The organism is Stenomitos frigidus ULC18, assembly GCF_003003795.1.
In the GTDB taxonomy this organism is placed as follows: Bacteria; Cyanobacteriota; Cyanobacteriia; order Leptolyngbyales; family Leptolyngbyaceae; genus Stenomitos; species Stenomitos frigidus_A.
The window spans coordinates 20,185-32,676 of record NZ_PVWK01000004.1 but is presented as its reverse complement, the minus strand read 5'-3'; the positions used below and the strand labels follow the sequence as shown (position 1 = coordinate 32,676).

Below are 12,492 nucleotides of genomic sequence, written 5' to 3'. Positions count from 1 at the left end.
GAAGCAAGCATAGAGGATGAGCAGCCTTGAAGTTTGAATCTTTAAAAGAATTTCAGGTAGCGCTGCCGTTCCCAATCGGAAATATGGTTATGATACTCCAGCCATTCCTGAGTTTTGAAGTCGATATAGGTCTGATACATGAGTGCCCCCATCACCGTTTCACCCAATGGATCGGCAGCAAAGGACTCGATCGCCTCACCCAAGGTACGCGGCAAGCTTTGAATACCTTTTGCCATGCGTTCTTGAGCTGTGTATTTGTACATATTCTCGGTATGCGGCTCACCGGGATCGAGTCCCTCGCGGATACCCTCCAACCCAGCCGTGAGAATCATGGCAGCACCGAGGTAAAGATTGGTCGAAATATCCGCAGCACGGCATTCCACACGTCCACCCGCTAGCGGAATCCGCAGCATGTTGGTACGATTATTGTTGCCGTAGCAAATGTAAACGGGTGCCCACGTAAAGCCCGACATACTGCCCTGCGCCACGAGCCGTTTGTAGCTGTTGACCGTCGGCGCAATCACCGCACAGATCGCAGGCGCATGTTTGAGAATACCGGCAATAAATTGATAGCCCAGTGTGGATAGCTTACAGCCGCGCGGATCGTCGTTGCTCAGAAAGAGATTTTCACCCGTCTTGATGTCTGACAGCGACATGTTGTAGTGTGCGCCGCTGCCCGTTTGATTGGAGTAGGGTTTGGGCATGAAGCTGGCAAAATAACCGTGCTGTCGGGCAAGCTCTTTCACCATCAAGCGGAAAAAAGTGAGCCGATCGCTCATCGTCAGCGCATCACAATACCCAAAATCCGTTTCAAATTGCCCTTGTGCATCTTCGTGGTCGAAGGAGTATACGCCCCAACCCAACTGGTTCATCGCACTGACGATCGTATCCAGAATGTTGTAATTGTCCAGCAGCGTTGGCACCGCGTATGCCGCTTTGGCGATCGTGTCGCGATCGCTCACAGGTCTAAACCCACCATCCGCGGTGTCTTTAAAGATAAAAAACTCGGTTTCAATGCCCAGATTGAACTGAAACCCCATATCTGCTGCTTGCTTCAGAGCGTTTTTCAAGATACTACGACAGCACGCTTCAAACGGTTTGCCACCCACATACAGATCGCTTGCAAACCAGGCAATTTCTGAGTTCCAGGGTAAAACAGTCGCACTCGCAGGATCGGGCATCGTTGCCACTTCTTCGTCATTGATTTCCTGCGGTACGCCATTCAACGCCGCTCCAGTGAACAGTTCTGACCCTTGCATCATCTGCTCAAAGTGCGTCAGCGGCACCATCTTGGCTTTGCACATCCCATGCAAATCCACAAAGCTGGCGATCGCGTATTTCACCCCTTTCTCTTTGAGCGTTGTCTTCAATGCCTGAAAGTCAGTTAATACTTCATCCATATCACTCGTATCCCATCATTTATTTAAACAGCGGTCAGCTATCAGCGTTCAGCGTTCAGCACAGGATTGGCTACTAATTTCTAACGCTTGGTTTTGAATCAGAACTGTAGGTTAGGTTGAGTCTAACGAAACCCAACAGTACTAATACTGGCGTAAAGCCTTTGGTATGGCTGCGCTAGGGGTTTCATGCTGTTCAACCCAACCTAGAATTCGTTATTCTATGCATCTTCAAAAAGAATTGGTATTAGTTCCTGCTGTTGGTCATTGACATCGATTTTAGCTGTTGACCGCTGACCGCTGACCGCTGACCGCTGCCCGCTGATAGCTGACCGCTTAACCCTTACGGCAACAACGGCGGCAGTGTCTCCAGCGGTGTTTTTTCCACCATTGCCTGCTGCAACTGGGCACTTAATTCGGTGATACAGGCGTCGAGAATGGTTTGCCCAAAACCCTCATCGGCTTTACTGGGCGTACCCACTCCACCGTGAACACTTTCCTGATCCACCGTGTAGGCAAAAAAGCAATGGGCAGACCGATCGGGTTCATCCATTGCCTTCTCAATCTGCACCAGATCGGGACGTAGTGCCAGCATCACTGATGTTTCGGCACAGTTAGCATGAAAGTTTGCTGCATCATGGTGATAAAACTCATGAATTGTAGACGAAATTTCCCACAGAGATCGCAGCGCAATGCGGAGATCGGGATATTGATGTCTCACATTCTCCAACCCACACCGCAACGGTGCCCAATTCGTCACATGACCGTTGAGCAATACCAGCCGCGTGAAGCCTGCACTCACCACCCATTCCGCAATTTCGAGAATCAGCGCTGACAGTGTCTCTGGTCGTAATGAAATCGTGCCTGCCCATTTCTTAGAGTGACCGAGCGAACACCCGTAGGGCAACGCAGGCAAAACTGGAATTCCCGTTGCGGCTGAAACTCCGTAAGCAACCGCTGTCGCTGAGAGAGTATCCACACCAACAGGCAAATGTAAGGCGTGTTGCTCCGTTGCGCCAATCGGCAAAATCACTGTGTTCATGCCGCGATCGCGCAACTCAGTAATTTGCTCCCAGGTCAACTCTTCCCACAAGACGGGTTTAGACATTATGAACCATTGCTCAAAAACCTCACTGTAGGGACGTTACATTAACATCCCTACACATGAAAACAACATCTTTGAATCCAGCGATCGCTACTCAATGCCCAGATCCCGTCGAGCTGCTTCGGGCCAAATACCTTTATCCACCACATAGTGACGGTAGTAAAAGATGGGAAGCACGATCGCGATCGCGGCCAAACCATACCACAGCGCATTCGGTGCAAACACATTGGCACCAAAGAAGATGAATGCCAGGTTCAATAAGGAAAGTACAGGGCCACCCACAAAGATCAACCAATCCGGCGCGCGGTAGGGGCGATAGACATTAGGACGCTGGAGTCGATGCATCCAACCCGCATTCATATCCATCGCGATACAAAGCACGTAAGCAACGCTGGAGGCTGCCAGCACAAAAATCGGACTACCCAGAGTCAACAAGAAAATGTTGAATGCCAGATCTGTCCACATGGCTTTTGTCGGTACACCGTGGCTATTCACACTACTTAGATAACGTGGCAGCAATCCATCTACCGAGCCTTGATACAACGTGCGAGAGCCACCTGCCATAGCTGTACTAATCGATAAGACCAGGGCAAAAATCAGCATCAGCGTGATGAGTTTACCTGATCCGCTTCCAAAAGTAATTTCAGCTAATTTTACGATCGCCGCCTGTGGATCACCAGCCACAAACGCTGGATCGGTGAGATTCGCCATACCCAGTACGCCCAGGAAGGAAAAGGGCAAAATCGTGTAGCAAAGGAAAGCGAGAATACCAGACGACCCGATCGCCCGCACGTTGTCTTTGGATGGATCTTTGAATTCGCTGGTGTAGCAAACAGCGGTCTCAGCCGCATAGGTCGTCCAGGCAGCAATAAACATCCCACCCATGATCAGCGTAAACGACTCTTTGCTGAACCAACTCGTTGTACCCTGAAGCAAAAACGGTGAGAAGTTCGCAAAATTCACCTTGCCTAACAGCAGTGGCACAATGCCCAGCAGCGCGATGGGAATCAACGACAACAGTGCCAGCACAAATTGCGTTCTGGCAGTTCGCATCACGCCCGAATGCTGAATGTAGAAACTGGCAAGCAAAATGACAATGCCGATCAAAATGGGTGTACTGAGCGATAGTTTAATTCCCGGCAAGATCGCGGATAAATCCAACAGCGTCATGGAAAAACTGCCGAAGGCGGTATCCGCAAAAAAGGCGGTCACGATGTAGCTGCCAGCCAGCGCGGAGGAGAGCGCTAGCACAGGCGACCAGGCTAACCAGTATGCCCAGACGTTAATGGGTGCAAACAGCTTGTTGTAGCGAATCCACGCGACTGAACCATACACCGATGCGCCGCCCGACTTGTTGGGAAACAGCCCAGCGATTTCAGCATAGATAAAAAGCTGGACAAAGCCGATGATGGATGAAATTGTCCACACCAGCCAGGAGGGTGTTCCCAGTGTGGCTGCCATCGACCCGATCGACAGTAGGACGATCGTCGACGCACCACTCGAAATCCAAAAGGCATCTTTCCATCCGATCGTGCGTCGTAGCCCAGGCTGACTCACTTCGGCGATCGGAGTCACTACTTCATTGATCGTCATTGTTCTACACCAAGCCTCATAAGATACGTGTAAGGGTTACTCATGACTCTATACCGAACTACTAACTAACGTTTTGGCAGGTTTTGCCTCCTCTTCAGCCGCTTGCGCCAGCAAACTTTCTGCCAGCTTGCGCTTACCATCCGCATCCAATTTCTTCACTTCGTTATGCAGTACGCGCTCATTCACACTCTGATTCCAATAATCCAACGACTCCATGCCCAACAGCGCATATTTACCCACAAACTGCCGCAACACTTCGTTGGTCGGACCCATTACCCAACCCGCCTTGCCATCCCGCAAATAGCGTTCAATTTCCATATCCTTTTTAAAGCCAGAGCCACCGCAGGCATGGAGCATCTTGTCGCACACATGCGCCACGTTTTTTGCCGCCGCAAACTTAATCTGCCAGTACCAGGGCAAGTAAGCAGAACGGGGCAACGCTGCCAGGTCTTTGTGAATTGACCAATCGCAGTGATCGGTTAATTCATCCATCAGTTTACCCATTGAGAACGTGAACGATCGACAGGCGTTGGTATCAATAATCGCTTCACCAAAATAGTCTTGAATGGTGGGATAATCGGCCACCCGCATTCCCACATCCACATGCTTCTTGCGGGTCACATGGCGTTTGGCAATATCGATCGCGCCCATCGCAATGCCGTTCCAGCAGGCAGAGGAACAGAGCAAGAAAAACGGATCAACAATTTCGTCGTTTGAGGCAGTGCCATCACCTTTCGGTCCGACCATGCGCTCAAAGGGTACCGTGACACCATCTACATGCAGGGTGCCCGATTGATTGCCGCGCAGCCCTAACGCATCCCATTTGTGAGGTTCGGCTTTAATCTCATCGCTGTAAATGAGAAAGCAAGATAAATCAGCATAATTGCCGTCAAATTCAGGACTAGTGGTTTGCACAATATACCAATCGGCAAAGCCTGCTGAGGTCGTCCAGGAGGCTTTTTTGGAAACTTGCCAACCGCTAGCCACCCGTTCAGCTTTGGATGAAACGGGATACCAGAAATGTGATCCGGTTTCTGGATCGGAGTAGGATAGCGTACCGATCAAAACATCCTGATCGAGTCGCTTCAAGAGTTGCTGTAGTTCTGGATTGTCATGACAGCGAAACAACGCGGCTGCCACTGCACCCAAATGCATCGTGTAGCACATCGCCGTACTGGGACATCCGTAGCGCGCGATCGTCTCCACCACCATCGCGGCAAAAGTATGATTTTCGCCCAACCCACCCCATTCTTTGGGCACAAATAAGCTCAGCAACCCTAGAGAGGCCAACGCTTCAAAGTTTTTGCGCGGATAGATTAACTCGCGATCGGATTCAACCGCATTGGGACGCAGTACAGACGCACAAACATTAATTAAAGCGGCCTGTAGCTTCTGTTGTGCAGGTGTGAGCAACCATTGGGGATCAAAGTCATAGCCCAAGCCCCAGAATTCTTCTCGATTCCAAGTTTTTGTGGCAGTCATAACGTTCGTTGTACGGTGCTACTAATCAGTTTTCGTATTTTCAAGCAACAAGCCATCACGCAATGTCTCTTCCACTCAAAAAACTCACTTCAATCTCAACGTTCGGAATCAGTGTGAACGACGAAAACGGACATTAAACAACCTTATTAATTACATTGATTAATCAAAGGCACTGGCTGAACTAAACCTCTCAAGTCAACTTTAGGATTGAGATACCACAGATAAGGCATTACAGGTGAAGCGTTCTAAAGCAACCGCTTGAAAGACCACGTTAAACCGACCAACCATTCGATACGGTCAATTTGACTACATTTGTTATAACAAGTCATCCTTAAAATCTCCTTGAGACTAGTTATGAGCTTTTCATGTTCGATCGCGATCGAGCACGTTGGCGACGATCGCGGCAAGGACTTCAATCTTTGCCGATCTTGGCTTGAGTCCTAGATTCAAGCAGCCAAGGATACCGTTGCAATGTCTCTCAATTCGAGTACTCAACGATCTGGCTTGCAAGCTCTAGCTGATGTCAATGCGGCTTAACCAATGGTTGATGTCACGATTCACCCTGTGTTTGCTCGAATGTTCATTCACCTGCGATAAGCTATGTCACCTGAAGCACAACAATTCCTTGGCACGTTTGTCTCGGAGTCCTTTTACTATTGGGCGTCCGTGTTTATGTTGCTGATCCATGCGGGGTTTCTTGCCTACGAAGGCGGAGCCTCTCGCACCAAGAATGTGCTTGCCACAATGGTTAAAAACCTTTTAACCCTGGCAAGTGTCGGTCTAGCGTTCTTCTTTTTTGGCTGGTGGGTTTACAATGCGTTCCCCTTCTTTCCACTGACGGGTGGCATTCTGGGGCCATGGACGAATCCAGCTGAAAGCGAGATGATTAAAACCGCGATGGTCTATGTCGATGCGTCTTATCCCTGGTCACCTGCACTGGGGCCGAATACGAGCGACCACATCACCGGGGTCTTTTTCTTTGCCTTTGCGCTTTTTGCCATGACGACTGCATCGATTCTTTCAGGAGCGTTGATTGAGCGCGTGAAGATTGGTGCGTATCTGGTGATGTCGATCGTCCTCGGCTCTTTTACCTGGGTGGTTGCGGCTGCTTGGGGGTGGAATGCGTTTGGCTGGATGTTCACCAAACTGGGCTACCATGATTTTGGCTGTGCAGGGGTGGTGCACGGTGTTTCTGGCTTTTTCACTCTGGGCGTGTTGCTCAATCTGGGACCTCGGATTGGCAAATATGATCAGAATGGCAAACCCAGACCCATTCTGCCTCACAACCTACCGTTAACTATGGTGGGGCTCATGCTCATTTTTGTGGGTTTCTATGCCTTTCTGGCAGCCTGCCTGATCTTCTTGCCCGGTGCCGCCAAAGAAACCACCATTTATGCCACACCAATGACTCTAGCGTCGGTCGGGGTCAGCACCACGCTGGCGCTTGCAGCTGGCTTGGTGGGGGCTTACCTGTCTTCCAAGGGTGACCCGTTCTTTACGATTTCCGGTGGCTTGGCGGGTATTATTACTGTTGGTGGTGGCATGGATCTGTATCATCCGGCATTGGTGATCATCCTGGCGTTTATTGGTGCCTTCTTAATGCCCAAAGTCATTATGGCGGTTGAAAAAGCTGGCATTGATGATGCGGTTGGTGCCGTTGGTGTACATGGGTTTTGTGGCTTCCTGGGTTCAGCGATCGTTGGCTTTGCAGCGATGGGATATCCCCAAGGTGACGGCATTCCATCGATCAACCCGATCGGGCAAATTGTGGGAACGCTGATCTGCACAGTACTCCTGGGTTTCATTCCAGGCTATGTCACAAGCTGGTTGCTGAAGAAGTTCAACCTGTTGCGTGTTTCGCGGGAAGAAGAGATTGCTGGCTTAGATCTATCCGATCTGGGCGTTGAGGGCTACCCGGAATACGCGACGCCAGCGTTTGTCACCCACGTCACAACAAACGGCGGTACAGCACCAACGGCAGTCGGCGCATCAAAATTAGCAGCGGAATAGGAGAAAATAACCATGACTAGCCCCTTTGCTACTTTCAAGGACTTTTCAGAGGCTAAAGGTCCCATTTATACGTTTGCCAACAACCCAACGATCATCGCACTGCTGCTGCTCATCTGTTTGGGTATGACAGTCTACTTTATCTATGCGTCCTTTGACTTAAAGCAGGGGGATGAGCAGTCCAAAAGCCCGATCGCGTTGAGCCTTCTGCTGGTAGCGGGTGCGGCATCGCTATTAGGGTCGGTGTTTCACGCCCAACCAACTCGACAGCCCGAAGCTAGCCAACGTTCCCAATCCACCCAGCAGCAGGAGCTAAAGCACTGGCAGCCACTGGCAATGCTGGGTTTAACAGGCTTTGGCAGTTCTCTGTTGGGTTTGAAGGGTAAGCGGCGATCGTCGCGCAGAAAACGGGCTCGTCGGGTGATCGATCGTTAGATCTGCTTTTTGTGTAGGGACGTTACAGATAACGTCCCTACAGGCTTTAAAGGCTAAACAGTGGAATAAGTAGCCTTGCGAGACAGCAACGCATCCTCGCAGAAGGTGGCTAGATGCGGTGAGCGATAGCCATCCTTTGTCCAAAGAATCGGAAAGAAACTTTCATCCATTGTGGTATCACCCACACGCTTGTAGCGTCCATAAATATAGCCTTGTGGGTTGGTCGGATGGAACTGAGCCTTTGATGGAATGGTATGCAATCCCATACTGTTAAACACTCCTTCAGTGCGAGTCGTTTTGCACAAGCCATGCCAGGTGCGCCCATGATGGAATGCACAGCCACCCGCAGGCACTTCCACCACCACCAATTCTGGTTCGGTTACGCCTGCTTGCTCAGCCGCTTGTAGCATAGCCCAACGGTAATCTTTTGACGGTGCGTGAAACTCCCCTTCAACGTCAATTAAATCCCACTTGTGAGAGCCTTTCGCGTAGACCAAGGTGCCATCGGCAGCGCTGGCATCATTCAGCGCAATCCAGCAAGTCATCATTGCTGCCGGTTCGAGGTAGTCGATGTAGGCACCATCTTGATGCAGCGCGATCGCGCTGGCATGGGGCGGCTTCACCCAAAGGCTATCTTGTCCAATCCGCGCACCATCCCATCCTGCCAAGGTGGCAGACAGGCGGCCAATTTCAGCCGACAGCACCACACTGGCGATCGTCAAATCACTTTTCCAGCCGTTACACATTTCGCGCGTGACATCAGGCAAGCTCAATCCCGGTCGCCAATGCCATTCATCGGGATAAATGCCCGTCTCAAACTTCCCGTGAAACAGCGGTTCCATCCGTTCCACCAGGCGTTGCGTTAAGTCGATCGGCAAAAAGTTTTCCAGAATTAAAAACCCATCATCCTGAAACCGTTGTCTTTGTACATCGGTGAGTTGAATTGGTTGGTATCCCATCGTCCACCCTTGCTAAGTCGCGAAATGTATAGTAACTATTAACTTGTCATAATAAGTTCATCGCACCGAAAAAGTGTAGTTTCAGCTACGCTCCACAAGGTTTTTCAGCAGTTCTTGCTTGAAATGTTGAAATTGGCGTGAGTGGTTAGCAGTCAGCGGTCAGCAGTTACCAGTCAGCGGTCAGCAAAACGTGATCACAGGTCGATTGATCGAATTGCCTCTAAGTGGGCGATCGAACATCAATACAGAGTTGATAGCTGACCGCTGACCGCTGACCGCTAATAGCTAATAGCTAATAGCTAAAAGAATTTTTCTCATTTTTTATGGAGTCCAACGTGTTATCCACCATTCAACCCGGCTATTTACACATTATTGCCAGCGATTTTGATGCGCGTCCGATGAGCGTGGTCAAAGACGTGCGCACTGGCTACGAACCAGAGCTGGCGAGAGCCGTTTGTCAGCGCTTGAACTTAGAACCGATTTGGCATAATGTGCCGATGGCTGACTTCTACACGAGCCTACAAACGGGACAATACGATGTCATCTGGTTCAATCAAGCCATTACGCCAGAACGGCAGCAATGGGTGGACTTTACCCAACCCTATGGGCTCTTTGATGAAGCCGTGTTGGTGAGAGCCGATCGCCCCATCCATTCCCCCGAAGACCTGGCTGGCTTGCGCGTCGGTGGTCTCGCCGACAGCACGAATATTGTGCTGGCTGCGACCTTTCCAGGTGTTGAAACAGTGCCGTATCCCGGTAGCGACAAAGTACTGCCAGAGATGCTAGAAGCGTTGCGATCGGGCCAAATCGACGCCCTGATTGATGACGAATTCGTCTTGGTGGTTGCCGCTGAAGACGATCCTGACCTTCGCCTCGCGTTTAGCGTACTAACACAGGTGCCCTTTAGCATTGGTGTCCCGAAAGCACACCCAGACTGCTTGAACGCCTTAAACCAAACGCTGGATGACTTGATTGCGGATGGCACGGTGGCAAAACTGTGGTCAGAATGGATTCCCTGGAAACCATTTCCATTGAAAGTGTCTTGAAAGTGCCCTGAAAAAGCCCGATTCGTAGTCAATGATACAAAGCTGTTATAACAAGTTGGATTTACTTAACGAAACGAGTTTTTAGCAACGCCATCTAGAATCGCCATCAAACTGGAGGACTAACAGTGACTGGAGTTCTCGTCAAAGCCGGAGCCATGACCGATGTGGAAGCCTACGTAGCAGCAGACGGTCGGGCTGAATTAGTCAAGCAGGTACGCGCTAAAATTAACGAGCTGGGCATTCAATACATCTATTACCAGTTCATCTCAATTACGGGGCGGATTGTGGGTAAAGGGGTACCCGCTGACCATTGGGAAACGATCGCCGATCGCGGCATTCAACTGGTGTATGGTGCAACGGCAAATTTGTTTCTCGATCGCTACCGCAATTACATCGGCTACGGGCCTGAAGCGGCAGAACTGGTTGCCATTCCTGATCCAGAGACCTTCTGTCAGTTGCCATGGGATAAGCGTGTGGCGCGCGTCTATTGCACCTGCTTCCGCAACCGCGAAGAAGAAGAAAACCCGGGCGCGTTTCTCACGTCTGACTGCCGGGGTAATTTGAAACGGATTCACGCTCAGTTTCGGGAAGAGCACGGCTTGCAACTACGTCACGGTTGCGAACCCGAAATGATGTGGCTGAAGAAAGGGGCGGATGGGCAGCCCAATGGCGGTGTCACCAAACCCAACTGCTACCAGATTGATCAATTTGAAGAATTGCGTCCCGTTTTCTTGCGCGTGATTGAATACAGCAAAGCGATGGGATTGGACATGATCCAGGGTGATCATGAAGATGCTCCCGGACAGCTAGAGCTGAATTTTATGTATGACGATGCGCTGCGGACGTGCGATCGCCTCACCACCTACCGCCAGATTTGTGCCCAGGTTGCCCGCGAATTTAACCTGATTGCCTGCTTCATGACCAAGCCGTTTATGGGCGTTTCAGCGTCGGGCTGTCACCATAACCTTTCGCTGTGGCGTGGCGGTGAAGAAACGATGAGCACGTTTGGGCTCGAACAGTTGCCGGGACTGAACGAAAACTTTGCCTACACCAAAGGGGGTGAAAACACCTTCATGCCTGTACCCGAAGCCTCCCGCCGGAAGCCTGGACCCATTGGTCTTAACTGTATTGGTGGTGTGATTGAACATCTGGGTGCCTTGACCGCGATCGGCTGTTCGACCGTCAATTCCTACCGTCGCCTGTGGGATACGGGACTGTGGGCACCCGTCTACTCCGACTGGGGCTATCAGAATCGTACCTGTGGTTTGCGCGTGTCGGCACCCGGTCGCTTTGAATACCGCGCCGTGGATTCGATGGTGAACCCCTATCTCATGGCAGGTGCCTTGCTCAAAGCCTTTGATGATGGCTTAAAGCGTAACCTTGATCCGGGTGAGCCAGAGCAGCGCAACCTGTATGAGGCAATGGAAGCAGGCAAGCAGGTGAAGAAGCTGCCAATGTCACTAGGGGAAGCCCTCGATCGCCTCGCCGATGATGAGGTCATCAAATCAGCGATGCCAGGAGAGATGTATCCGCTCTATCACTGGTATAAGCGCGACGAATGGGAACGCTTCCTCGCCACCACCAGCAGTTGGGATATGGAAACCTATATGGATTGTTTACCGTAACGTTCAATCGACCTTCGACCCGCTGCGATCGCCACCTAGAACCTGCCTCTGTAGGGGGCGTAAGGCTTTGCGCCCTTACACAACACCCAATTAAATGGGCAGGCGATCGATATTCTTGTTGCAGCCAATGACAACCATTGCTGCTCCTTTGCGTAGCGTTGTATTGGGGTTGGGATTAATCTCAAATTTGCCGCCCTCGCTCACTGCCAGCAAATTCAAGCCATAGTGAGAACGGAGCTTGAGTTCTGCGATCGTCTTACCATCAAACTCTTCGGGCACCAAAATCTCGACGATACTATTATCTGGGTCAAGTTCAAAGCGTTCTAAAATGCTGGGTCGAGTGAGCGCACGTGCTAAAGCACAGCCCATCTCATGTTCTGGAAAAACCACATGGTCTGCCCCGACTTTTTTGAGTAGCTTTTCGTGGATTTGAGAGGAGGCTTTCGCAACCACATGAGCCACTCCGGCTTCTTTGAGATTCAGCGTAGTGATCACGCTTTCTTCGACATAGTTGCCGATCGCCACAATCACTGTATCAATTTCACAGATGCCAGCCTCCTGAAGGGCCGCCGGATCGGTAGAATCGATCTGCACGGCTCGCACCGCAATGCGATCAGCGAGTGCCTGGGCCACTCGCTTTTCATCAAAATCGACGCCCATCACCTCGTAGCCTAACTGATGCAGGGTATTGCAGACGGCCCGTCCAAAGCGTCCCAGGCCGATGACGGCATAATGCTTGTTGTGATCAGGCTGTAAGCCACGAAAAAAATTCAAGAAGGTCAGATTCACCGGTTAACTCCACAAAAGGCGATGCAAAAAAGCGATGACCAGAGAGACTCGTAA

General features: G+C 50.8%; 11 protein-coding genes. 4 read left to right on the top strand and 7 right to left on the bottom strand.

All coding sequences use genetic code 11. The features are described from left to right. Window positions 1-41: 41 nt before the first annotated feature. The 5 genes from glnT to C7B82_RS34070 form a co-directional block, all read right to left on the bottom strand. On the bottom strand, window positions 42-1,400 hold the full coding sequence (gene glnT, locus C7B82_RS00345) for a type III glutamate--ammonia ligase (RefSeq protein ID WP_106254330.1): 1,359 nt from the start codon (window positions 1,398-1,400) through the stop codon (window positions 42-44). Between the two features lie 340 nt (window positions 1,401-1,740). Next, a complete protein-coding gene (locus tag C7B82_RS00340; RefSeq protein ID WP_106254329.1) occupies window positions 1,741-2,505 on the bottom strand; it encodes a creatininase family protein in 765 nt (254 codons plus the stop codon). An 87-nt stretch (window positions 2,506-2,592) separates the two neighbouring features. Beyond that, entirely contained in the window at window positions 2,593-4,095 is a 1,503-nt protein-coding gene (locus C7B82_RS00335) for an APC family permease (protein ID WP_106254328.1), read from the bottom strand. Window positions 4,096-4,143: 48 nt separating this feature from the next. Then, window positions 4,144-5,577 (bottom strand): acyl-CoA dehydrogenase family protein, encoded by a 1,434-nt coding sequence (locus tag C7B82_RS00330; RefSeq protein WP_106254327.1) that lies wholly within the window; start codon window positions 5,575-5,577, stop codon window positions 4,144-4,146. A gap of 363 nt (window positions 5,578-5,940) precedes the next feature. After that, complete coding sequence (locus tag C7B82_RS34070; protein ID WP_281258895.1) at window positions 5,941-6,072, bottom strand: hypothetical protein; 132 nt, start codon at window positions 6,070-6,072, stop codon at window positions 5,941-5,943. Window positions 6,073-6,177: 105 nt separating this feature from the next. Here C7B82_RS34070 and C7B82_RS00325 point away from each other — a divergent pair, with 105 nt between their 5' ends. Together C7B82_RS00325 and C7B82_RS00320 are read left to right on the top strand one after the other, a co-directional pair. Continuing rightward, the gene (locus tag C7B82_RS00325) at window positions 6,178-7,587 is read left to right on the top strand and encodes an ammonium transporter (RefSeq protein WP_106254326.1); all 1,410 of its coding nucleotides are present in this window, start codon (window positions 6,178-6,180) and stop codon (window positions 7,585-7,587) included. 12 nt (window positions 7,588-7,599) lie between these two features. After that, entirely contained in the window at window positions 7,600-8,019 is a 420-nt protein-coding gene (locus C7B82_RS00320) for a hypothetical protein (RefSeq protein WP_106254325.1), read from the top strand. Between the two features lie 53 nt (window positions 8,020-8,072). Here C7B82_RS00320 and C7B82_RS00315 read toward each other — a convergent pair whose 3' ends face one another. Continuing rightward, window positions 8,073-8,978 carry a phytanoyl-CoA dioxygenase family protein gene (locus C7B82_RS00315; RefSeq protein WP_106254324.1) on the bottom strand — a complete coding sequence of 302 codons (906 nt, stop codon included), beginning with the start codon at window positions 8,976-8,978 and terminating at the stop codon, window positions 8,073-8,075. 335 nt (window positions 8,979-9,313) lie between these two features. Here C7B82_RS00315 and C7B82_RS00310 point away from each other — a divergent pair, with 335 nt between their 5' ends. Next, window positions 9,314-10,024: a substrate-binding periplasmic protein gene (locus C7B82_RS00310; RefSeq protein WP_245939661.1), complete on the top strand. Its 711-nt coding sequence runs from the start codon at window positions 9,314-9,316 to the stop codon at window positions 10,022-10,024. A gap of 125 nt (window positions 10,025-10,149) precedes the next feature. Continuing rightward, window positions 10,150-11,649, top strand: a complete 1,500-nt coding sequence (locus C7B82_RS00305; RefSeq protein WP_245939660.1) for a glutamine synthetase family protein — start codon at window positions 10,150-10,152, stop codon at window positions 11,647-11,649. Between the two features lie 90 nt (window positions 11,650-11,739). Here C7B82_RS00305 and C7B82_RS00300 read toward each other — a convergent pair whose 3' ends face one another. Next, entirely contained in the window at window positions 11,740-12,438 is a 699-nt protein-coding gene (locus tag C7B82_RS00300) for a potassium channel family protein (RefSeq protein ID WP_106254321.1), read from the bottom strand. Window positions 12,439-12,492: the final 54 nt, after the last annotated feature.